This is a genomic window from Pokkaliibacter sp. MBI-7, from assembly GCF_029846635.1.
In the GTDB taxonomy this organism is placed as follows: Bacteria; Pseudomonadota; Gammaproteobacteria; order Pseudomonadales; family Balneatricaceae; genus Pokkaliibacter.
Map to the genome: position 1 here is coordinate 1,479,978 of NZ_JARVTG010000002.1, position 23,075 is coordinate 1,503,052.

Annotated in this window: 24 protein-coding genes; 8 read left to right on the forward strand and 16 right to left on the reverse strand. The window is 52.4% G+C overall.

Translation table 11 applies throughout. The features are described from left to right. The first annotated feature begins 123 nt into the window (after nt 1–123). The gene (locus QCD60_RS26420) at nt 124–921 is read left to right on the forward strand and encodes a copper resistance protein NlpE N-terminal domain-containing protein (protein ID WP_279789947.1); all 798 of its coding nucleotides are present in this window, start codon (nt 124–126) and stop codon (nt 919–921) included. Nucleotides 922–1,026: 105 nt separating this feature from the next. Here QCD60_RS26420 and hutH read toward each other — a convergent pair whose 3' ends face one another. From hutH to hutI, 3 genes are all read right to left on the reverse strand, one after another. Beyond that, nucleotides 1,027–2,565: a histidine ammonia-lyase gene (gene hutH, locus QCD60_RS26425; RefSeq protein WP_279789948.1), complete on the reverse strand. Its 1,539-nt coding sequence runs from the start codon at nt 2,563–2,565 to the stop codon at nt 1,027–1,029. A 102-nt stretch (nt 2,566–2,667) separates the two neighbouring features. Then, nucleotides 2,668–4,359 (reverse strand): urocanate hydratase, encoded by a 1,692-nt coding sequence (gene hutU, locus QCD60_RS26430; protein WP_279789949.1) that lies wholly within the window; start codon nt 4,357–4,359, stop codon nt 2,668–2,670. Nucleotides 4,360–4,494: 135 nt separating this feature from the next. Further along, a complete protein-coding gene (hutI, locus tag QCD60_RS26435) occupies nt 4,495–5,763 on the reverse strand; it encodes an imidazolonepropionase (protein ID WP_279789950.1) in 1,269 nt (422 codons plus the stop codon). Nucleotides 5,764–5,952: 189 nt separating this feature from the next. Between hutI and QCD60_RS26440 the strand changes: the two genes are divergently transcribed. After that, nucleotides 5,953–6,765 carry a DUF2927 domain-containing protein gene (locus tag QCD60_RS26440; RefSeq protein ID WP_279789951.1) on the forward strand — a complete coding sequence of 271 codons (813 nt, stop codon included), beginning with the start codon at nt 5,953–5,955 and terminating at the stop codon, nt 6,763–6,765. Between the two features lie 103 nt (nt 6,766–6,868). Here the strand turns inward: QCD60_RS26440 and rhtB are convergent, their stop codons facing one another. The 6 genes from rhtB to prmB form a co-directional block, all read right to left on the reverse strand. Continuing rightward, on the reverse strand, nt 6,869–7,498 hold the full coding sequence (rhtB, locus tag QCD60_RS26445; protein ID WP_279789952.1) for a homoserine/homoserine lactone efflux protein: 630 nt from the start codon (nt 7,496–7,498) through the stop codon (nt 6,869–6,871). A 13-nt stretch (nt 7,499–7,511) separates the two neighbouring features. Then, nucleotides 7,512–7,838, reverse strand: coding sequence for a hypothetical protein (locus QCD60_RS26450; protein ID WP_279789953.1), 327 nt, complete (start codon nt 7,836–7,838; stop codon nt 7,512–7,514). 74 nt (nt 7,839–7,912) lie between these two features. Beyond that, the gene (locus tag QCD60_RS26455) at nt 7,913–8,185 is read right to left on the reverse strand and encodes a DUF6489 family protein (RefSeq protein ID WP_104154823.1); all 273 of its coding nucleotides are present in this window, start codon (nt 8,183–8,185) and stop codon (nt 7,913–7,915) included. A gap of 120 nt (nt 8,186–8,305) precedes the next feature. Further along, nucleotides 8,306–9,475, reverse strand: a complete 1,170-nt coding sequence (locus QCD60_RS26460; RefSeq protein ID WP_279789954.1) for an MFS transporter — start codon at nt 9,473–9,475, stop codon at nt 8,306–8,308. 4 nt (nt 9,476–9,479) lie between these two features. After that, nucleotides 9,480–10,583: a chorismate synthase gene (gene aroC, locus QCD60_RS26465; RefSeq protein ID WP_279789955.1), complete on the reverse strand. Its 1,104-nt coding sequence runs from the start codon at nt 10,581–10,583 to the stop codon at nt 9,480–9,482. A gap of 116 nt (nt 10,584–10,699) precedes the next feature. Further along, entirely contained in the window at nt 10,700–11,617 is a 918-nt protein-coding gene (prmB, locus tag QCD60_RS26470) for a 50S ribosomal protein L3 N(5)-glutamine methyltransferase (RefSeq protein ID WP_104154826.1), read from the reverse strand. Between the two features lie 155 nt (nt 11,618–11,772). Between prmB and QCD60_RS26475 the strand changes: the two genes are divergently transcribed. Together QCD60_RS26475 and folE are read left to right on the forward strand one after the other, a co-directional pair. Next, nucleotides 11,773–12,318, forward strand: a complete 546-nt coding sequence (locus QCD60_RS26475; RefSeq protein WP_279789956.1) for a Smr/MutS family protein — start codon at nt 11,773–11,775, stop codon at nt 12,316–12,318. A 116-nt stretch (nt 12,319–12,434) separates the two neighbouring features. Beyond that, nucleotides 12,435–12,974, forward strand: coding sequence for a GTP cyclohydrolase I FolE (gene folE / locus QCD60_RS26480; protein WP_104154828.1), 540 nt, complete (start codon nt 12,435–12,437; stop codon nt 12,972–12,974). A gap of 67 nt (nt 12,975–13,041) precedes the next feature. On the opposite strand, the gene QCD60_RS26485 is transcribed toward folE, so the two are convergent. Continuing rightward, nucleotides 13,042–13,944, reverse strand: a complete 903-nt coding sequence (locus QCD60_RS26485) for a DUF4892 domain-containing protein (protein WP_279789957.1) — start codon at nt 13,942–13,944, stop codon at nt 13,042–13,044. A 192-nt stretch (nt 13,945–14,136) separates the two neighbouring features. Between QCD60_RS26485 and QCD60_RS26490 the strand changes: the two genes are divergently transcribed. Then, nucleotides 14,137–15,054: a chemotaxis protein CheV gene (locus QCD60_RS26490; protein ID WP_104154830.1), complete on the forward strand. Its 918-nt coding sequence runs from the start codon at nt 14,137–14,139 to the stop codon at nt 15,052–15,054. A gap of 49 nt (nt 15,055–15,103) precedes the next feature. Here QCD60_RS26490 and QCD60_RS26495 read toward each other — a convergent pair whose 3' ends face one another. From QCD60_RS26495 to QCD60_RS26510, 4 genes are all read right to left on the reverse strand, one after another. Further along, nucleotides 15,104–15,976, reverse strand: coding sequence for an alpha/beta hydrolase (locus QCD60_RS26495; protein WP_279789958.1), 873 nt, complete (start codon nt 15,974–15,976; stop codon nt 15,104–15,106). Nucleotides 15,977–15,994: 18 nt separating this feature from the next. Further along, on the reverse strand, nt 15,995–16,450 hold the full coding sequence (gene sixA / locus QCD60_RS26500) for a phosphohistidine phosphatase SixA (protein WP_279789959.1): 456 nt from the start codon (nt 16,448–16,450) through the stop codon (nt 15,995–15,997). Nucleotides 16,451–16,515: 65 nt separating this feature from the next. Continuing rightward, complete coding sequence (locus QCD60_RS26505; RefSeq protein WP_279789960.1) at nt 16,516–16,794, reverse strand: DUF4389 domain-containing protein; 279 nt, start codon at nt 16,792–16,794, stop codon at nt 16,516–16,518. Beyond that, nucleotides 16,795–17,820, reverse strand: coding sequence for an NAD(P)H-dependent glycerol-3-phosphate dehydrogenase (locus QCD60_RS26510; protein WP_279789961.1), 1,026 nt, complete (start codon nt 17,818–17,820; stop codon nt 16,795–16,797). Between the two features lie 255 nt (nt 17,821–18,075). On the opposite strand from QCD60_RS26510, the gene minC reads away from it, so the two are divergent. The 3 genes from minC (at nt 18,076) to minE (ending at nt 19,983) form a co-directional block, all read left to right on the forward strand. Continuing rightward, nucleotides 18,076–18,813, forward strand: coding sequence for a septum site-determining protein MinC (gene minC / locus QCD60_RS26515; RefSeq protein WP_279789962.1), 738 nt, complete (start codon nt 18,076–18,078; stop codon nt 18,811–18,813). 104 nt (nt 18,814–18,917) lie between these two features. Beyond that, complete coding sequence (gene minD / locus QCD60_RS26520) at nt 18,918–19,727, forward strand: septum site-determining protein MinD (protein ID WP_104154836.1); 810 nt, start codon at nt 18,918–18,920, stop codon at nt 19,725–19,727. 1 nt (nt 19,728) lies between these two features. Then, a complete protein-coding gene (gene minE, locus QCD60_RS26525) occupies nt 19,729–19,983 on the forward strand; it encodes a cell division topological specificity factor MinE (RefSeq protein WP_104154837.1) in 255 nt (84 codons plus the stop codon). A gap of 95 nt (nt 19,984–20,078) precedes the next feature. Here minE and QCD60_RS26530 read toward each other — a convergent pair whose 3' ends face one another. After that, nucleotides 20,079–21,533, reverse strand: a complete 1,455-nt coding sequence (locus QCD60_RS26530; RefSeq protein WP_279789963.1) for a protein adenylyltransferase SelO family protein — start codon at nt 21,531–21,533, stop codon at nt 20,079–20,081. Then, on the reverse strand, nt 21,511–23,052 hold the full coding sequence (gene rhlB, locus QCD60_RS26535; RefSeq protein ID WP_279789964.1) for an ATP-dependent RNA helicase RhlB: 1,542 nt from the start codon (nt 23,050–23,052) through the stop codon (nt 21,511–21,513). Before rhlB ends, QCD60_RS26530 begins: the two co-directional genes overlap by 23 nt. Nucleotides 23,053–23,075: the final 23 nt, after the last annotated feature.

The window sequence follows — 23,075 nt, forward strand, 5'->3', positions numbered from 1 at the left end:
ACGAGTCAGACGTAGGGGAAGCTCACGACGGCTGCTATTATGACGCCGTCTCTCGCAGCCCGCTGTATTGCCCATCAATAAAGCTGGCTGCCTGTATCGTTATCCGTCTCAGGAAACCTCACTATGAATACTGCTATCAGGAACAGAGCTACTGCCAATCGCCGCCCTCTTCATCTGGCATTGCTGCTCTGCCCTGCTCTGCTGTTGGCCGGTTGTCAGAGTACCGCGCAGGTTGGTAGCACAACGTCGGGCCAGAATCTGCAGGTCATGCCACCAGTGGCATCCGCTCAATCAGCACAACCGGTTAAACCAGTGGTCGCGCCTGCACCGGCCGTCACTCTGGGAACACCCTGGAATATGCCTGCCAGCTTTAATGGCACTCTGCCCTGCGCTGACTGTGAAGGTATTGCGACCCACCTGATCCTGCTCGCCTCCCATACCTATGTTCTGCAGGAGACATATCTGGGAATCGAGTCTCACACCACCACTCAGGTGGGCAACTGGCGATACGAGGACTACCGGGTCCTGCTGGATAACCCGCAGCGCAAACTGGGCTATGCGGTCACCAGTAATCACACCCTGCACCAACTGGATCAGGACGGTCAGCCCATCGACTCCAAACAGAACTACAGCCTGACGCTGAACCAGAGCGATGAAGATAACGCCCTGCCTCTTAAGGGGATCTTCAGCTATCAGGGCGATATCGCCGTACTCAAAGAGTGCAGCAGTGGCAAAACCTTCCAGCTGACAGCAACACCAGAAGCACTCAACCTGCAAAACATGTACAAAAAGCTGCAAGGCAAGGATAAGGAAGCGCTGCTGGCGGAAGTATCAGGCCATCTGGGTAATGGTGACAAAGGCCAGGATGTACTGGATATTGAACAGGTGCAGAAGCTGACGACTGCAGGCAAATGCCAATAAGCACCTGGCCGTCAGTAGCCATCGAACTGAAAAGCCTCCCGTAGAAAACAACAAAGCCGACCCTAGTGGTCGGCTTTGTTGCATTAGCCAATGCAAAGGCTGTGGTTATTCACCCACGCTGGGCAACAGACGGGCTGGCATCAGCGCATTGTAGTGAGCCTGCTGGATCAGTATCTGTGCTCTGGCGATGTCAGGAGCAAAATAGCGATCTTTGTCATAGAAGCTCACCTCTTCACGCAGCATAGCATGGGCCTGCTGCAACGGCTGCGAAGGCCTGTGCGGTGCACGAAAATCAACGCCCTGACAGGCCGCCAGCAGCTCCACCGCCAGAATCCCTGCCGTATTGTCTGACATATCACGCAGACGACGAGCAGCGAAGGTCGCCATGGAAACATGGTCTTCCTGATTGGCAGAGGTGGGCAAACTATCTACAGAGGCTGGATGTGCCAGCGTCTTGTTTTCCGATGCCAGTGCCGCACCAGTGACCTGAGCAATCATGAAGCCCGAGTTGACGCCGCCGTTGTTAACCAGAAACGGCGGCAACTTGGACAGATTGCTGTCAATCAGCAGCGCCATGCGACGCTCAGACAGTGAACCAATCTCAGCAATGGCCAGCGCCAGATTGTCTGCCGCCATGGCCACAGGCTCAGCGTGGAAATTACCACCGCTGATAATGTCACCGTCGTCTGCAAATACCAGCGGGTTATCAGACACGGAGTTCGCTTCCACCAGCAGCACTTCGGCTGCCTGACGGATCTGTTGCAGGCAGGCACCCATGACTTGTGGCTGACAACGCAGTGAGTAGGGATCCTGCACCTTCTCGCAGTTCTGGTGAGAAGAACCAATCTCTGATGCGTCCTGCAGCAAATGGCGGTAGGCCGCCGCTGCATCCATTTGCGTCTGATGGCCACGCACTTCGTGAATACGCGCATCGAAGGGGCGACGACTACCCAATGCGGCCTCAACCGACATGGCCCCCGCCACTGTCGCCGCCGCATAGAGATCTTCTGCATAGAACAGCCCTTGCAGGGCAAAAGCCGTAGACGCCTGAGTACCGTTCAGCAGTGCCAGACCCTCTTTCGGTGCCAGGGTAATCGCATCCAGCCCGGCAATCTTCAGACCTTCCGCACCGCTCAGACGTTCACCCTTGTAAAGCACTTCACCCTCGCCCAGCAGTACGGTGCTCATATGAGCCAGTGGCGCCAGATCACCGGAGGCACCGACTGAGCCTTTCTCAGGGATACAGGGGTATACCTCTGCGTTGACCAGACGTACCAGCGCGTCGATCACTTCCAGACGGATACCGGAGAAGCCACGCGCCAGAGAGTTGATTTTCAGTACCATCAACAGGCGTACCGTGGAAGGCTCCATAAACTGGCCCACACCGGCAGCGTGAGACAGCACAATACTGCGCTGCAGCAGCTCAAGATCTTCGGGGGAGATACGGGTATTGGCCAGCAGCCCGAATCCAGTGTTGATACCGTACACCACGCGGTTTTCCGCAATCACCTGCTGGACAGTTGCCGCACTTTTATGGATGGCCTGATGACAAGCCGGATCAAGATGCAGCTCAACCGCTTCACGAGCCACTCGGCGCAGATCAGCCAGCGTCAGCTGACCGGGTTTGATAGTGAGTTTGAACACAGCAACCACTCCACTTGTGCAGGACGCACTTTTATTTTTTTGAAAGTCTGAAGGGATGAAGTGAGTCACTTCATCCCTCGGGTAATTAAAACAAAGGGCCTATCAGCCGTTCAGCATCGGCAAGTCCAGCCCCTGCTCATGAGCACAGTCCACAGCGATCTGATAGCCAGCATCCGCATGGCGCATCACCCCGGTCCCCGGATCATTGCGCAGGACGCGACCCAGACGCTTGCTCGCAGCTTCAGTACCGTCAGCCACAATGACGACGCCAGAGTGCTGAGAGAAGCCCATCCCCACACCACCACCGTGGTGGAGAGAAACCCAGGTCGCACCGCCAGCGGTGTTCAGCAGGGCATTCAACAATGGCCAGTCGGACACCGCATCGGAGCCATCCAGCATGGACTCGGTTTCGCGGTTGGGACTGGCAACGGAGCCTGAGTCCAGATGATCACGACCGATCACCACAGGCGCTTTCAGCTCACCTTTGGCGACCATTTCGTTGAAAGCCAGCGCCAGACGTGCACGATCCTTCAGCCCTACCCAGCAAATACGAGCTGGCAGCCCCTGGAAGGCAATACGTTCACGCGCCATATCCAGCCAGTTGTGCAGATGGGGATTATCAGGAATCAGCTCCTTCACTTTCTGATCGGTCTTGTAAATATCTTCGGGGTCACCTGACAGTGCCGCCCAACGGAATGGACCAATACCTTCACAGAACAGCGGACGTACATAAGCAGGTACGAAGCCCGGGAAATCGAACGCGTTTTCCACGCCCACTTCCAGCGCCATCTGACGAATATTGTTGCCGTAGTCCAGCGTCGCTGCGCCGCGTTCCTGCAAGGTCAGCATGGCCTGCACCTGCACTGCCATGGACAGTTTGGCTGCCTTGACTACCACCGCTTCGTCCTGCTGACGCATTTCGCGGGCATGCTCCATGGTCCAGCCCTGTGGCAGGTAACCGTTCAGCGGATCATGTGCAGAAGTCTGGTCAGTGACCACGTCAGGTGTGACGCCACGCTTGACCAGCTCGCTGTATACATCGGCAGCGTTACCCAGCAGACCGACAGAGATAGCTTTGCCGCTCTCATTGGCTTCGTTGATAATTTCCAGCGCCTCGTCCAGCGACGTAGCCTTGTAATCCACGTATCGGGTACGCAGGCGGAAGTCGATACGGGTTTCATCACACTCAACAACCAGTACGTTGAAGCCTGCCATCACACCGGCCAGAGGCTGGGCGCCACCCATGCCACCCAGACCGCCAGTAAGAATCCAGCGCCCTGTAGCAACACCGCCAAAATGCTGTTTGGCGACGGCGACGAAGGTTTCATAGGTACCCTGAACGATGCCCTGTGAGCCGATATAGATCCATGAACCAGCCGTCATCTGGCCGTACATCATCAGGCCTTTCTTATCCAGTTCGTTGAAATGCTCCCAGTTGGCCCAGTGAGGTACCAGGTTGGAGTTAGCAATCAGAACACGCGGTGCATTCTCATGGGTCTTGAACACACCCACGGGCTTGCCGGACTGAATCAGCAGGGACTCGTCATCTTCCAGACGCTGCAATACTTCAATGATCTTGTCGTAGCAGGCCCAGTTGCGTGCAGCACGGCCGATACCACCGTACACCACCAGACTCTGCGGATGCTCGGCCACATCGGGGTCAAGGTTGTTCATCAACATACGCATGGCGGCTTCGGTCAGCCAGCTCTTACAGGTTTTCTCGGTGCCATGGGGCGCACGGATAACCCGGCTGGTATCCAGGCGGCTGTTAGCTTGAGTATTTTGTTGAGTCATGCTGATGCACCTCTGATCTTTCCCTCCGACCGGGTCGGAGCACAGTTATTTTTCCAACGGAGATGTTTACTAATTCAACGGAGATTGCTGCTGATTCCAGTTTTCTCATTGCCACGCACACGCGGGCGGTATTTCCTATATCGACTTGCTATCAGGCTCATGCTCTGACAGCCGTCCTTTCCAAAACCGTAATGTGGGCTGAGATACCCCAAATTCATAAGCCAGCTCTGCGGGGTGACGAATACTCCAGACCAGCAGATCGGCCTGCATGCCTTCACGCAGCATGCCCAGCTGGCTACTACGCCCCAGTGCGGTTGCTGCATGCTGGGTGACGCCACGCAAGCTTTCCTCCGGAGTCAGACGGAACAGCGTGCAGGCCATGTTCATCATGAGTCGGATTGATGCCAGCGGTGATGTGCCTGGATTGAAATCCGTAGCCACGGCCATCGGCACCCGGTACTTCCGCAACAGTTCGATGGGTGGCAAGGTTTTTTCACGCAGGAAGTAGAACGCCCCGGGCAGCAATACCGACACCGTGCCTGCTTCGGCCATCGCAGCAACGCCAGCCTCATCCAGATACTCGACATGATCCGCCGACCAGCCTTGATAGCGTGCGACCAGCTCAGTGCCCCCCAGCAGGCTCAACTGCTCGGTATGCCCCTTGATAGCCAGCCCATGTGTCTGCGCTGCCTGAAACACCCGCTCACACTGGGCAGGGCTGAAGGCAATCCCTTCGCAGAACACATCGACGGCATCAGCCAGTTTCTCTTCGCTGACCAGAGGAATAAGGGTCTGGCAGATCATGTCGACGTAGTCGTCTGCCTTACCCTGAAATTCAGGAGGGATGGCATGAGCAGCCAGCAAGGTCAAGGATACGTTGACTGGCATATCGGCCGTCAATTGCCGCGCCGCTCGCAGCAACTTGATCTCATCCTCGAGTGTCAGGCCATACCCTGACTTGATCTCAATGGTGGTCACCCCTTCTCGCATCAGCGCCAGCAAACGCGGACGTGCCGCTGCCACCAGCTCTTCCACTTCAGCCTGCCGCGTAGCGCGCACAGTGCTGAGAATCCCACCACCTTGTCGGGCGATGGTTTCGTAAGGAACCCCTAACAAGCGTTGCTCAAATTCAGCAGCACGGTTGCCAGCGAACACCAGATGAGTGTGGCAGTCGATAAAGCCGGGACTGACCCACTGACCTACCAGGTCAACAACTTCGATGCCATCAGTATTCAGTGTGGTGGCGGCCCATTCCTCCATTGATCTGATCGCGGCAATCCTGCCATCTGCAATCAGTAGCGCCGCGCGCTCCATTACGCCATAGGCTCCGTCACATTGCGGATCCAGCGTAATGAGGTTGGCGTTGATCAAGACACGTTCGCAGCCATGGTTGACCTGAGGCATGAGGTTGCTCCTGCATGTACTTGCTTGTATATACAACTATATACATTAATATTTACCCGTCAACTGCCCGACACAAAGTTTGGTAGCGATATCCACGAACAAGTAAGTTGTTTGCAGATCGGATCCTTAGCGCACATGGCTAACTATTGATCGGCTATGCTGAATACGGATCTTGACGAGGAGGGTGTTATGAAAAGGACAATAAAGCGCTGGGCAAGCAGCCTGACGAGCCTTGTGCCGTTATTACTGAGCGGTATGGCAGATGCAGCTCAGACTACTTCAGTACACAACTGGCAAGCCCCCAGCTACATCGCCTCATCCTTTATCAAAATCGCACTGCAGCGCGAACATGAGCAAGTCCGCAGCGGCATCCTGCTGAAGTGGCAAAATCCGATTGACTACTACATCTACACACCCAATGAGGCCATTGCCCCCTTCGCGGCCCTGATGAAAACACATTTGCAGCAGCTATCAGACATCACCGGACTACCCCTTCGATCAGTGCCCTTCAAGCAAGCGCGCATGCAGATATTTATTGTCCCTCAGGCTCAGGTAGATCAAACCCTGATTCGCTTCTACGGACGGCAACCGTTCAATAAGAAAATTACCAGTCATGCGGTGTGTTATGGCCAGGTCAAGCTGCACAACAGCGTGCTGCAGGGCGCGACGATAGTCATCCCTATCGATAATGCCATCGCCAAGGGTAAAGCCATCGACTGCTTAATTGAGGAGACGACTCAGGTACTTGGTTTGCCCAATGATTCGGATCAGGTTTTCCCGTCCATCTTCAATGACCACAGCATTGACCGTTACCTGTCCGGTCTGGACTACGTACTGCTGAAGATCTTGTTTGACTCGCGCTTGCAGACAGGCATGAGCACCACCGAAGTGCAAAAGCTGCTTCCGACGATTATCAAAGATCTAAAGCAACGGGGGGAAATCACGGGGGCTGAACGGAAAGTACGCAGTGAGGGTCTGTATCGCCAGTTAGGCGGCAGCTGACAGGATGTATCCCACTACCGCACAACAGGCAGTGGGAAGAGTAGTTTAAAAGCATGCTCAGACGGGCCACCTGAGCAGCCCGTATAGTGAGTGAGCAGCTTACTCAGTGCCCCATGCGGGCTACAGCCAGCAGACTGCCGGCACCGATAAAAAAGCTACCCAACACACGATTCTGCATTTTGACCCGCGCACTGTCCGCGAAAAAAGGCCGCAGACGGGAAGCTAATGACGCAAACCCTACCATCACCACAAAGTCGATGCTGACCATCGTGGCTCCCAAAATGAGGTACTGCGCCAGCAGTGGTTTATTCAGATCGAGAAATTGCGGGAACAGTGCCCCCAGGAAAATAATCGATTTCGGATTGGTCAGATTCACAAAAAACGCTGTCCACAGCTGCTTGAGACTATCCTGCTTGCGCGGATCTCCGCCCGCCTGCCAGTCCAGAGTGGATTTCTCTCGCCACTTGCGAATGCCCAGATAGACCAGATAGCCAACACCGATCCACTTGATCAGCGTGAAGGCAACGACAGACGTTGCCACCAGAGCCCCCAATCCAATCCCCACAATAGCAACAACCGCCAGCAATCCCAGCTGCAGTCCGACAATACCGGCAATAGAGCCACGCAAACCATGCTTCAGCCCATTACTCATGGTATTGACGGCACCTGGCCCGGGAGTAAGGCTGAGCAACAGGGTTGCGACAAAGAACGTAATCCACACGCTTAAGGACATGATGCAGGAGTCTCTACCAGTTCAGGATCATCCAGACAGCGGACAGCACTGACAACGCGCCATAAACGCGTGCTGCCAGCCGGCCACTGAGAATTTTTTGCAGAATGACGAAATGCAGAATGGGGAAGGTAACGAACAAGCTACAGAGCACCATCCATCCGTTAAGATTCAGTGCGCCATAGACCGCGGAAAGAATCAGCACTAACGCACCAAGATTGCCCCAAATCATCAATTCTGCATTGATTTCCGAGGCGCTCTTTTTCATCAGAGCCTGCACTGACAGTGCGGCTGACATGGAAAACGTTCCTCCCAACAGGAACGCAGCAAGTAAACCGTTCATAGACCCTCCAACAACAGCCGCCCATTGTAGTGAGGGACAATGAAGGACTCCAGCATAGCTAGTCGCTGGAGAGACTATTCCTTCTTATCAGTCTCATTAGACTCCTGACGCATACCGAAGCTGTTGCTCATCATTCCCAGCATCATTTTCTGCCAGGCTTCCATGGTCCCGATGGCTCCAGGTATATGAGGCTTTAGCCAGCTGAGGGCATCGTAGCCCTCCACTCCTGCTTCCATCTGCTCGCGAAAACGGTTCAACATTTCCTGATGCAGCGGCTCCAGATCAGGTAAGCCGAACACTTTACGCAACTCCTCAGGCGTGACGTCTACCACAACATTGAACTTCATGTTTTTACTCCATGTCTGTATGGCCTCGGTACACGCGACGCCGTAAACAATCACTTAAATATCTTTTCACCAAGCCTAGCCGAGGGCCCGCTGCAATACCAACGGCCCCTGAGTGAAGCATCAGGTACTTGCTGCTGTCTGTTCCTTCAATCCCCACCACGCCAGCAACAGTGCGAGGCCGGTCACTATGGCAGCAAAGATAAACGTTTGCGACATACCCAGTTCTACCCAGATATAGCCACTGACCAAGGCTCCCAGAGAGCCACCGGCACCGTACGCCACTGCAGAAAACAGCGCCTGCCCCTGCCCTTCATTCCCGCCGGAAAAATACTGCTGGACCAGGTTGATACCACAAACGTGCAGTACGCCAAAAGTTGCCGCGTGACACAGCTGACTGATCGTCGCCAGCGGCAACGACTCAGGAGCCCAGGCTGTCAGCAACCACCGGGCAATACTGATCAGCAACGCCAGCTTCAACAGACGCAATACACCCAGGCGCAAAAAACGGTACATGTAGAAAAACAATACCACCTCTGCCAGTACACCCAGCGCCCAGAATCCGCCGATGGCCATACTGGAATAACCATGCGCCTGCATATAGAGACTATAGAACGTGTAATACGGCCCCATGGCGACCTGCGACAGCAGAAAAACCACGTAGAAAAGTATTACTTGAGGAACAAGAAAACGCTGCAGGAAAGAAGGTCGCTGCTGATTATTGACGGCCACCTGTGGCTCGCTAATGGAACAGGCGCACCCCCAGCTTCCGGCTAGTGCAGCCATCAGGAACAGCGGCAGCAAACTTACAGGAAACTTCTCAAACAATGCCCCCAGGCCGACCACAGCCAGTACAAAGCCCAGCGATCCCCAGATACGAATGCGACTGTAGTAAGGCCGCTGCAAATCCAGATATTGCAGCGTAATCACTTCAAACTGCGGCAGCACGGCATTCAGAAAGAAGGTGAACGCCGTCATGGCCAGCGCCATCGTCAACCAGCTATCGGCCAGCCAGACAGTGATGACACTGAGCGTACCAAGAAAGGCTCCAATACGAATGATACGCAGCCGCTTGCCGGTATTATCCGCCAACCACCCCCATACATTCGGACCAACGATGCGGGTAGCCATATAAATGGACATCAACTGGCCGATGGCTACGCCGTCAAAACCATGATCTTTGAGGTAGAGACCCCAGTAGGGAGAGAAACAGCCGATGAAGGCAAAGTAGCAGGCGTAAAAGCCGGACAGGCGCCAATAAGGCAGCCCGTCTCGACTGAAAGGTACTTGCATCTGCTCAGGCAGAAGCGGGAATGACAGGTGTAGTTACCTGAACATCCGCATTTTGCGCGCGATGGCGCAGGTAGTGATCCAGCACAACAATAGCCATCATTGCTTCTGCAATGGGAGTAGCACGAATGCCAACGCAGGGGTCATGACGACCGTGGGTGACGACTTCGATAGGCTCTCCGTTTGCATCAATACTGCGCCCAGGCAGACGCAAGCTGGAAGTGGGTTTTAATGCAATGCTGACGAGTAAATCCTGTCCACTGGAGATCCCACCCAGAATGCCGCCGGCATTGTTGGACAGAAAACCCTGTGGTGTCAGCTCGTCACGATGCTCCGTACCCTTCTGCTCTACACAGGCAAATCCGGCCCCCACCTCAACACCTTTTACGGCATTGATACTCATCATGGCATGGGCAAGATCGGCATCCAGTCGATCAAATACCGGCTCGCCAAAACCAGGGATCATGCCTGTGGCTACCACATTGATCCGTGCACCGATGGAGTCTCCTTCTTTACGCAGTGCATCCATATAGTCTGCCATCTGCACTGCAGCGTCCGCGTCGGGACAGAAGAAGGCATTGTTGGCGACTTCATCCCATGAGAACTTGGCCGGATCTGCTTTGATTGGCCCCAGCTGAGAGAGGTAGCCCTTGATCTCAATGCCCAGCCGCTCTTTCAGAAACTTCTTGGCAATGGCACCTGCAGCCACGCGCATGGCAGTCTCACGTGCAGAAGAGCGGCCACCGCCACGATAATCACGAATACCGTATTTGTGGGTATAGGTGTAGTCAGCATGAGCAGGTCGGAACGTATCCTTGATATTGGAGTAATCCTTGGAGCGCTGGTCCTGATTTTCGATCAGCAGGCCAATGGAAGTACCCGTTGTCACACCTTCGAACACGCCGGACAGAATCCTGACCTCATCCGGCTCACGGCGCTGAGTGGTATAACGCGATTGTCCGGGCTTCCGACGATCCAGTTCGATCTGGATATCTGCTTCAGTCAGCGCAATGCCGGGTGGGCAACCATCAATGATGCAACCCAAGGCGATACCGTGACTTTCTCCGAAGGTAGTCACCGTGAATACCTGGCCTATGGTATTACCTGCCATGTGAAATCTAACCTCTGCTCAGGTTGCCCATACAACCTGTAAAAAATTCGTATGCTCCATGGAGCATGATTAATCTGGCAGCTTAATGAGCCAGCCGACCCATCAGGATACTGCCATCAGAACAGATGTGCACACTGCCGCAGTTGATCAGCGGTCAGCATGAAGACACCATGTCCACCACGCTCGAAGTCCAGCCACAGGAAAGGTACCTGCGGGTACTGCTCCTGCAAGTGAATCTCAGAATTGCCAACCTCTACGATGAGTAAACCATCAGGGGTCAGATAGTCTACCGCCTGACGCAGAATTCGACGGGTAACATCCAGTCCATCGTCCCCAGATGCAAGACCGAGTGCAGGCTCGTGGTGGAACTCATCAGGCATCGACGCAATATCTTCGGCATCAACATAGGGAGGATTGCTGACAATCAGGTCGTACTGCTGCTCTGCCAAACCGTTGAAGACGTCAGAACGTATCGCTTTGACACGATCCTCCATCTGGTGGCGCTTGATATTGAGCTTGGCAACAGCCAACGCATCAGGAGAAATATCAACCAGATCAACGCTGGCATCATCAAACACACTGGCACAGGCAATACCGATACAACCTGACCCTGTGCACAAATCCAGAATGCGGTGTACCGGTTTGCACTGCAGCCAAGGCTCGAAACGTTGCTCGATCATTTCTGCAAGAGGTGAACGTGGCACTAGTACACGCTGATCAACATAGAACTTCAGGCCAGCAAACCATGCCTCGCCAATCAGGTACGCTGCTGGTATACGATCCTTGACGCGTTTTACCACCCAGTCAGTAATCTTCTCGCGCTCCTGACGTGTCAGGCGTGCGTCCAGTACCTCCTTGTCCACATCCCACGGCAGGTGAACAGCATTGAGCACCAGATTAACGGCCTCATCCCATGCGTTGTCCGTGCCATGACCAAAGAAGATTTTTGCTTCACTGAAACGGCTTACTGCCCAACGGATCATGTCGCGTACCGTGCGAAGCTCTTCGACGGCCTGTTCGGTGTTTAACTGCATCTCTAGTCCTGTTTACCCTGGTCCCAGCATGGACAGCGTGCGCACTCTTAGTAGCATTGCCGTCTCAGTAGCAGAATTTGGCTGGGAGGGACCAGTTCGGTTAAAGTGCCCCAATATTAATGAAACACGCAGCACAAGGCTATCTGTGAACATCCATGACTGAGGACGAATTCGAGCTATTCCGCAACCAGATGCACGGGGTAAGACGGATAAAAGCACCACAGCAGGTAGACAACTCCCGCCCAAGCAAAGATCAGAGCCTCAATCAGTATCGCCGCTATGCTGCCAGTCAGGAGATCGTTCAGGATCAGTCTGAACTGACTGATGCTCACGTCGAATTGGTTGGATCTGATACTCCACTGCTGTTCTGCACGCCAGGTGTCCAACTCAATTTATTCAAACGACTTCGTCAGGGCCGTCTGGCATGGGAGGCCGGTCTGGACCTGCATGGATTCAAGATAGAGCAGGCACGTGAAGAGCTAGACCGCTTTATCCGTGATGCATTACGAATGGATATGCGCGTAGTACTGGTTGTACATGGCAAGGCCGTCAGTGATCTGGGCAAGTTTCCGTTACTGAAGTCCCACACTAACGACTGGTTACGACAGATGCCTGCTGTACTGGCCTACTGCAGTGCCTTACCCAAAGACGGCGGCAACGGCGCACTCTACGTTCTGCTGAAAAAAGGCAGGCAAAGATGAACTTCATGAACGGCAACGTGTGAAGTTTTCACCATTTCTCTCTGCTCGCGGGCTTTACCCGACGCGCATTATTCCGTAATTTAGCGGCTTTTTGCCAGACTAGCTGAGGACCCTGTATGGAACAGGCTTTCGCTCATATCATCACGAGCATAGGAGAAAATCTTGGCCGGGAGGGCCTGCGTGACACGCCCAAGCGTGCAGCCAAAGCGATGAGTTATCTGACTCGCGGTTACCAGCAAGATCTGCAGGAAATCGTCAACAATGCGCTATTTCCTTCTGAAAACAGTGAAATGGTGATTGTACGCAATATCGAGCTGTACTCACTGTGCGAGCATCATATGCTGCCTTTCATTGGTAAAGCACATGTCGCCTACATTCCTAAAGGCAAAGTGTTAGGTCTGTCAAAAGTGGCGCGGATTGTCGACATGTTCGCTCGGCGCCTGCAAATTCAGGAAAACCTCACCAAAGAGATTGCTGAAGCGGTCTTTCAGGTCACCGAGGCCGCAGGCGTTGGCGTCGTTATCGAGGCTCAGCATATGTGCATGATGATGCGCGGCGTTGAGAAGCAGAATGCCAGCATGACAACATCCATGATGCTGGGAAACTTCCGCACCGATGAACGTACCCGCAACGAATTCCTGTCACTGATTCGCTGATTCGCTCAACATTACAAAGCTAGGGAGTTCTCGCTGAACTCCCCTGACCTCACACTGTTGTTTAGCTCTATTTTTCGTCTTTAGGATAAGCCCAGAGCGCCACTCCATCGTCAGTGGCGTTTGAGAATGGTCCTAATGGCCACACTTCAATCTCGACATCCTCGACACCCTGGTCCCTGAGCAAACGTTTCACCTGCTCACCCCGGTTGCGAGCACGCTCCAGCAAGTCAGCCGGATCCTCTGCCCCCTTGATGCGACTGACCAGCCAAACAGACTTCCACTGCCCCTGTAAAACAGGATCGATCCAGTGATCAGGCAGGAAAGGTGTCACCAACTGATCATCAGACGAAAACTCTACCGGAACCTGCAATTTCAGCGGCCCTTCGGCAGATCCGCTTCGCCCCGTTTGCACAATATCAAGGTGAAGGTAGGCGCGTCGATTTGCACGTAACACCGAGTACGCAGCGACGTAGATATCGCCATCCTCTGCAGCAAAGCGTGCTAGCAGATAGTCCTGCTCTCTATCCATACCGTAAAGCACGGGATCATTGAACACATCGCTGGACCAATAGCTGCTATCACCGCAGGCCCGCGACTGACACTGAAAAAGAACTTCGGGATCGTGCGGCCCGAGTTGCTCTTTGATCGATTCGAAAGCCTCTCGTGGTGCAACATTAGCTGGCAACTGGTAAGTCAGACGCCATAATCTGCCTTTGCTGCGAACCTCACTCTCGGCCTGAATCTGACCATTGGATTTAACCATCGGACCGGTGGGTAACAGATGATAGTCAACGGTGTTTCGTCGGTAAGTCACTATCCAGGAACCCGGGTAACGACTGAACAGAGGGTTATCCTGACTGCCTGGCACATCATCTTCAGCAAAGGCAGAAATCTGCAAAACTGTATTAAGCACGACAAAGATACCAACCCACCGCGCTAATAGTGATATTCTTCCCGCTAACGCTGTCACACTCAGCCCCCACATACTAGACTATTGATACTATTGTGAACTGGCCGCATCATACTTGTTGTCGCAGCACCGCTGCCACTTTCCAAAAGCGCTGGCACAACAAAGATATACCGTTGCTCAACAAGCATATAGAGCCAGAACTTATCGAATGCAACAACCCATCTAGATGGGACTGAACGAGCAGGATTTTCTATGGCTGGCGTACTAGACTCCGTAAACCAGCGCACCCAGCTGGTGGGCAAGAACCGTCTTGAGTTACTTACCTTCAGACTGAATGGTCCGCAGATCTACGGTATTAACGTTTTTAAAGTACGGGAAATTCTACAAACCCCCAAATTAACCGAGATTCCTGAAAGCCATCCGGTGATCAGAGGTACTGCTTATATTCGCGGACGTACCATTCCGGTTATTGACCTGGCATTGGCAATGGGTGGTTCAGTACCCACTGACATTGATGGCAGCTTTATAGTCATCAGTGAATACAACATGACCGTTCAGGGATTTCTGGTACGTGCGGTTGAACGCATTATCAATATGAATTGGGAAGATATTCTTCCGCCTCCCAGTGGTCTTGGAAATCGCCACTATCTGACGTCAATTACACGCTTTGAGAATCGTCTGATTGAAATTCTTGATGTAGAGAAGATTCTGTCCGAAGTAGCGCCACGCAATGACGATGTCAGTGAAGAAATTGTTACCAAGGTCAAGGATCAGCGCCCAGAACACTTCCGTGTACTGATCGTCGACGACTCGTCTGTGGCCCGGAAGCAGATTAAACGAGCAGTAGAGGCCGTTGGTGCAGAAACCGTGTTGCTCAATGACGGTGCAGAGGCTTACCGACATCTGCTGGAGCTCAATGACCAAGGTATAAACGTAGCTGAACACTACTATGTGCTGATTTCCGACGTGGAAATGCCAGAAATGGATGGTTATACCCTGACAGCAAAGATACGTTCAAACAGTGATCTGAAAGACCTGTATGTGATGCTTCACACCTCGCTGAGCGGGGTTTTCAATCAATCCATGGTCGATAAAGTAGGCGCTGATGACTTTTTGGCGAAATTCCAGCCAGATGTGCTAGCTGAACGCGTACTGTTTCACAAACGCTAACGCGTTAATCGGAAGCGCGCCTAAAGAGGCGCGTTTCTGCTCTTAAGCATCAGTCAACTAGCAATTTGCCTTCTCGAAGCCCCTGCCAAAACCAGTCCGCCACCTTGCCTGTGTCATCCTCCAGATGCAGGTGGTGTCCTCCAGGTAATTGAGCCACCTGCAAATGCGAAATAACAGCCCGACGTTGAGCCATAACTGGCCACAGCTTGATGTTCCCTTGATCACCTAGCAACAAATGAACTGGCATCGAAAGACCAGCCAATACAGAGATCACTTCCTCCTCAGTCATCCGCTTAGTACTTTCACGTAAACGGGGATCATGACTCCATTTGAGCCCTTTATCCGACACAGAAACTCCCCGCTCAATCAGGCGATCTGCAGCTTGTCGGCTCAGTGGCCATAGCCCATTCATGCGTGCTAGAGCAGCCTGCTCATAATCCTTGAAGTAGCGCACCGACCGCTTCGGTTCAGCCCCCTCGGGCTTTCGCAACACTTTCAATACCGATGGACTCCAGGCAGTCGACAGAGGCCCTAACGACTCAATCAGCAATAACTTCCTGATGCGATCACTCGCAACACCTGCGACAAGTGTAGATATTGCCGCACCCAAGGAGTGACCAAGCAACGTGAAAGAGCGCCATTGCAGCTCGTCAGCTACGGCCAATACATCGTTAACATATTGCCCAACCGGATAGTGCTGACTTTCATCCCGCCACGCAGAGCGACCATGTCCTGGCAAATCAACAGCAATCAGATGAATCTGCTGCCTAGCCTGGGGATACACCCCATCCAACGCATCCAGTAACTGGGAAAAACTGGCTGCATTATCTAACCAGCCATGAACTGCCAGCACAGGTTCAGCGCCTGGTGTTCCCCATTCCAGCGCAGCGATTCGCTGCCCCAGAAAACTCACTTCCTTCATTCTTTTCTCTCGGCTCAGTTAACGCGCTGCTATCCAACGACCTTCAGCCATGGCACACCCGTATTCAACCACATCCATAGTGACTACCCGAACCTCACTGGTGCCCAATGGTTCGCCATCCGTCCCCAACAGCCAACCAAGCAGTTCGCCTACAAGAGGCATGTGCGATACCAGCATCACAGTCTGCTGCTCTTCGAGCACATGCCTCAACCAATCCAGTGTCGAATGAATGGGAGCATCTGGAACTAAAAGACTACTGGTGATGATCGGCTGTTTGCACATTTCTGAACAACGCTGAGCCGTCTGCTGCGCACGTACAAATGGACTCGCACAAAGAAGCGACGGACTATGACGTGCGAGCAACGCAGCCAGCACCTGCGTATTGTCTTTCTGACCACGCAAGGTCAGTTGCCGCTCGGCATCAGAATTTGCCCATTGTTCCGCCTCACCGTGGCGCATGACAATCAATTTCATATTTTTCCAGGCACTCTTAAGCGAGCAAAATGCACATCAAGCTCAGGTTAACGTCATAGCGATTTCTATTTACTGCGCGGCCATGAACTGAAGGGGAAAGGTTTTTCTTCAGAATGGTAAGTCAAGAATGCAAATGCCTGACCAATAAACTCTCGAAGCGAATATCCCCACTCCAACAGAGCACGGCTGGACTCACCAATAATCAAGCGGACAAGCCACTGCAAGACAATAACAACGAAGGTTGCCAGGACTGCCAGCTTCAATAGAAAAACAAAGAAAATCATGTACACCGTGCGGATCATATTCTCTTCTGAGAACAGCCGACCAAAAAATGACGATTTCATCTAGTTCCCTCTTGGTAGTACAAACTCAACGTCAGAGCTTTGCTCCCCTCCCATCAACGCCTGTACAACCTGTTGTACCGATCGCTGATTGAACACTACTTCATATAACCCATCGACCAAAGGCATATACACACCCAGTTCTGTCGCCCAGTGTTTTACAATCTGGAGGGTACCAACCCCTTCCGCTACCTCTCCCAACTCTTCAACAATCTGGGCCAACGATCCTCCTTTTCCCAGAGCGTGCCCAACCCGATAGTTGCGACTGAGGGGCGACATACAGGTAACAGCAAGATCACCCACACCTGCCAATCCTATAAAGGTAAGGGGATTAGCCCCAAGACATACTGCGAATCGACTCATTTCTGCCAAGCTGCGCGTCATTAACATACTACGCGTGTTCTCTCCCATTCCAAGGGCGGCCGCCATACCTGTAGCTATGGCATAAATATTCTTGAGCGCCCCGCCTAATTCCACCCCATACATATCGTTGTTGGCATAAATGCGGAAATAATCTCTTCGCAACACACGTTGAACAGACGCACGGACCTGAGGATTGTTACTGGCAATCACCGTTGCAGTTAATTGACGTCTGGCGACTTCCTTGGCCAGGTTGGGCCCGCTCAAGACTCCAATAGGATGATCTGGCAGCTCTTCGCACATGATCTGACTCATCAGTTTAAAGCTGTCTGACTCAATTCCCTTGGTGGTACTGACGATCTGAGCCTCGGGCTGAATACAAGGCTTTATCAACTGCAATACCTGTCGAAATGCCTTACTAGGTACAGCCATAAATATCAGATGACTATCTGCGACGGCATAACCTATATCACTGCATGCCTCAACATTTGCCAGCAATGGATAATCTGGCATGTAACGATTATTTACGCGGCTACTTTCGACCTCTTCAGCCTGTTGGGCATCCCGCATCCATAACCGGACTTGATGACCATTCTCGGCCGCAATATTCGCAATGATGGTGCCAAAACTTCCTCCACCCAGAACGGTTATGGCCTGATGATGAGACATAGCTCTCCTCGATATTCCGATATTGAACGCCAATCTGGCAGAGATTGCGCGAATGGTACCACTGCTGTTCGCTGAAGATATAAGGCCGCATGCAATTACACAGCGTCAATGAGGCCTCTGAGACACAACTATGAAAAAGTCGTGCTATTATTGCACCGCTAATTTACTGAACTCACCCTGCGACCACGCCCTGATTGCTGGTTGGCAGCCGCCCCAAACAATTTAGGCAATCGCAAACATACAGGCAACCGACTCATGTCATCGCCCGCACCATCGAAAGCTTCCGACTGTTTTCGCCTGAAAGGCAGCATGTTTACGCTCAGCATGATTGAGCTAATGCATTATTCGGCTACAGAGTTCAGCAACCAACTGTCCAGAACCGTCAACCAGGCACCTCGTTTCTTTCAGCAAATGCCAGTGGTTATCTCTCTGGAACATCTCGCAGACGACAGCACTCCTGACTTCAAGGAAATCATCGAAATCTGCCGCTCACTGAAGGTGAATCCTGTAGGTATTCGAGGAGGGAGCGATGCCATGGTGGAAAATGCGTTTACTGCAGGCCTACCCAGTATGGGCTCTGCCACACCGTCTCCATCACCACAGCGGGCGCAGACTTCCAACGCACAGCCAGCCGCTGTGGAGCCCAGCCTGGTACCGGCCCGTATCGTTGACCGACCTGTGCGTTCTGGCCAGCAAATATATGCACGGAATACCAGCCTGATAGTTCTTGCTCCCGTCAGTGCGGGGGCTGAATTGTTGGCAGATGGTGATATTCACGTATACGCGCCTTTACGCGGACGTGCTCTGGCAGGTATAAACGGCAATACTCAGGCAAGAATTTTTTGCAATGCACTGGAAGCAGAACTGCTGTCAATCGCAGGCCAATATAAATTGAGCGAAGATTTGCAGCATTCCGAGCTTTGGAAGCAAAGTGTACAAGCCATGCTAGAGGATGAAAGCAAACTTCAGCTGAGCCCACTTTCGCTCAGCTAACTTCGCGCTGGCCGTTCACCCAAGTGCTTTGATGTCATTTATAGAATTGGCCGTTTCAATTTTACGCAGTAATCAGATTTTTGCTTTTTAAGGAAAACACGACCGTGGCTAAAATTATCGTTGTCACCTCCGGTAAAGGTGGAGTAGGCAAGACCACCTCTAGCGCGGCCATTGGCACAGGCTTAGCCCTGCGTGGCCACAAGACAGTCGTTATCGACTTTGACGTTGGTCTAAGAAACCTCGACCTCATCATGAATTGCGAGCGTCGTGTTGTTTATGACTTTATTAACGTAGTCAACAATGAGGCAACCCTCAATCAGGCCCTGATCAAGGACAAGCGAGTTGAAACGCTTTACATCCTGCCCGCATCACAGACACGCGACAAAGACGCGCTGACCCGTGAGGGTGTGGAAAAGGTACTGAATGAACTGGCCGAAACATTTGACTACATCGTATGCGATTCCCCAGCGGGCATTGAGAAAGGTGCCTTGATGGCCCTGTACTTCGCAGACGAAGCTGTCGTGGTTACCAATCCCGAAGTCTCCTCCGTAAGAGACTCTGACCGGATTATCGGAATTCTCCACAGTAAATCACGTCGTGCAGAGACAGGTCAGGAGCCGATCAAAGAGCACCTGCTGCTGACCCGCTATGACCCAGAACGTGTAGAACTGGGAGAAATGCTCGGCGTCAAAGACGTGCAGGACATTCTTGCCATTCCTCTGCTTGGTGTAATCCCTGAGTCAGAAGCAGTACTAAAGTGCTCCAACCAAGGTATTCCCGTCATTCTGGAATCACAGAGCGACGCCGGTCAGGCTTATGAAGATGCCGTGTCCCGACTGCTCGGCGATGAACGCCCGATGCGTTTCCTGACTGCTCCGAAAAAAGGATTCTTCAAACGTATGTTCGGAGGTTAAAGTGGCCAGTTTTTTCGATTATTTCCGAAGCCGTAAGCCCAACTCCGCCTCCGTCGCGAAAGAACGTTTGCAAATTATCGTTGCACATGAACGTTCACAGCGACAGCAGCCGGATTACTTACCTGCGCTGCAAAAGGAACTGCTGGAAGTTATCAAGAAATATGTGCAGGTTGCACAGGACGATATATCGATTCAGATCGACAATACCGACAACTGTTCGGTATTGGAGCTCAACATCACGCTGCCAGAAAAATAAGCACGTTTTAACAAGAGCCTATCAATATAAAAGTGCGAGCCGACTAATTGTCGGCTCGGGTCTTTTGTTACGGTGCGGTACTTTGCATTCTACATTCAGGACGAGCAGCTAATCTCAAGCGATTTCCCCCACTGTGGAGATCTCTTCGCATACTTCAGAAACTCTGGCTGCTCATCAAACGGATTTTGCATGATCAGGAAAAGACGCTCGACTTCACTAATATCTCCTGCCCCTGCCTTTTCGATAGCTTCCTGTAACAAATAATTACGCATCACGTAGTGGGGATTAACAGCATTCATCAACTGTTGACGCTGATCCCAGTCTTGCCCTTTCAGACGGCGCTGATACTGCTCAAGCCAAGCATCAAATTCAGGCAACTGCATAAACTCATTACGCAATTTTTCAGGCTGTCGACCTGGCCTAACCTCCCCCAGCCAACGAAATGCCAGGGTGTAGTCCATTTTATTAGTAGCTAATAGCTGTAACCAGGCCTTAAGCATCTCATGATCGCTTTCCGTGAACTCAGGCAACCCTAAGCGTCTTCTCATCAGCTCAGAGAACTCCTTCACCAGAACAGGCTCAAAACTTTCCAATCCTTTTCGCAGGCCTTCCATTTCAATTACAGGAGTCAGCGCTTGCGCCAGACATTGCAAGTTCCAGTAAGCAATTGATGGTTGTCGGTAGAACGCATAGCGCCCTTGCGAATCAGAGTGATTGCAGATGAAGCGTGGATCGTAATCGTCCAGGAATGCGAATGGCCCAAAGTCGAAGGTGTCACCAAGAATAGAAAAATTATCAGTATTCATCACGCCATGGCAAAACCCGTAGGCCTGCCAATAGGCGATCATCTTCGCAGTGCGTTCAACAATCTCTGCAAACATGGCTTCGTAAGGAAGTACGAACGATGTGCAATGGGTGAAATACGTCTCAAGGCAGAACTCAGACAACCGTTTTAGCAACTCATGCTGCTGACTGTAATAGAAGTACTCAAAATGACCGAAGCGCACATGGGTTTTAGCAATGCGAATCAGCATAGCTCCACGCTCTTCCGACTCTCGATAAACCGGCTCATCACTCCCCAGCAAACCCAACGCTCTTGTCGTTGGTACACCCAATGCCGCAAGCGACTCCGAACACAAATATTCGCGAATGCTCGAACGCAAGACAGCGCGCCCATCCCCCATACGGGAATAAGGCGTCGGGCCAGCCCCCTTCAGGTGCACATCCCAAACTTCACCTTTGGTGTTTTGTACTTCACCTAACAGGAGACCTCGACCATCACCAAGCCTGGGAGTATACCCACCAAACTGATGGCCGCTGTACACCATAGCGAGCGGGTCGGAGCCAGCCCACGATGCACTACCAGCAATGACGTCAGCAATGTCACGGCGTTTGAACTGTTCGATATCCAGATCTAGCAAGGCCGCAGCGGCAGGACTACCAGTCAACCACCGCAGCCCTGCTAAAGGAGCAACCGCTTGCCGGGAATAGAACTCCTGCGGCAAGCGGCTATATCGATTTATAAACTCAAGTGTTTCCAGTGTTTTCACTGGCAACTCCTAAGAGATCTTCTGGGGGGTGTTCACACGGCAACTTATGCCCAATCAGTTCTTCCAGGGAGTGCAACAGGAAGGCATCATCTTCGCCAATCAAACTGATAGACGTTCCCGTTTTACCCGCACGCCCGGTACGGCCGATGCGATGGACATAGTCTTCAAGATCTTCTGGAAGATTGTAATTGATCACGTGACTGATATCGTCAACGTGAATGCCACGTCCAGCGACATCTGTAGCGACCAGTACATCAATTGATCCTGAACGGAAGGCCTCCAGCGTACTCACTCGCTTACGCTGAGTAACCTCACCAGAAAGCATTGCGACCTTGACTCCATCCTTGCGCAAACGCTCGTACAAACGTCGTGTCTGATCTCTGCGATTAGCAAACACCATCACCCGTTTCAGCTCACGAACCACAACCAGATTGCGAATGATTCGGTATTTATCGCTTTCGGCCACCATGTAGGCCACTTGCTCGACACTGTCAGTGGTCAATCGCTCTGATTCGATAGCGACATGCACCGGATCCTGTGTCCATTGTTCAGCCAATGCCAAAATGTCACCCGAATAGGTGGCACTGAACAGTAACGTCTGCCGATCACCCGTACGGGGAGTCTGACGAATAATGCGACGCACATCAGGAATAAAGCCCATGCTCAGCATGCGATCGGCTTCATCCAGAACCAGCACTTCAACATCTCGCAGATTGACATTACCGCGGCCAATAAAGTCGATCAGTCGACCTGGCGTAGCAACCAGAATATCGATTCTCTCACCGATCAACTGCTCACGTTGCTTCTCGAAATCCATACCGCCAAGAATGCTGACAACATTCAAATCAGTAAATCGTGACAGTGCTACAGCGTCTTTGGCAATCTGCATTACCAGCTCACGTGTAGGTGCCAGTATCAGCGCACGCGGAGTTCCATTTGGCAATGCGACATCTAACGGGAAGTCAATCAGGTCGGTAATAATGCTGACAAGAAAAGCAGCGGTCTTACCTGTACCCGTTTGGGCTTTACCGGTTATATCCCGTCCCTGAAGGCTAAAGGGCAATGTTTTGGCCTGTATGGGGCTACAATACTCATACCCCAGCTCAGCCACTGCATGCAGCACATCATCTGGCAGATTCAGATCATGAAATCGCACCTTACCTTCTGCTGGATAAACCTCAAACTCGGCAGGACTCCAAGAGTTACGAGATTCAATATCTCGCGAACTGCGTCGTGTTCCATTCTTGGCACGACGGGGAGCATTGCCAGCTTTCTCTTGCTGATCATCTGACGCAGAGAGGGCCTCTATCTCAGAGTCGCTCTCGTCACCATCACGCTGGTCAAGACGCTCTGAAGCGGGTTTACGTCGTCCATCCGTACGTCGACGAGACTTGTTATTACGACCACGAGAACTAGAACGACCAGACGCCTTTCGCTCGCCACGGTCACGTTCGCCTTCAGACTGGGTCACAGCCCCACTGTCGAGCTTTTCAGCCTCACGCACGTTGTTTTCTTGCATCAAATCCTCTCTGGTAGGCACTA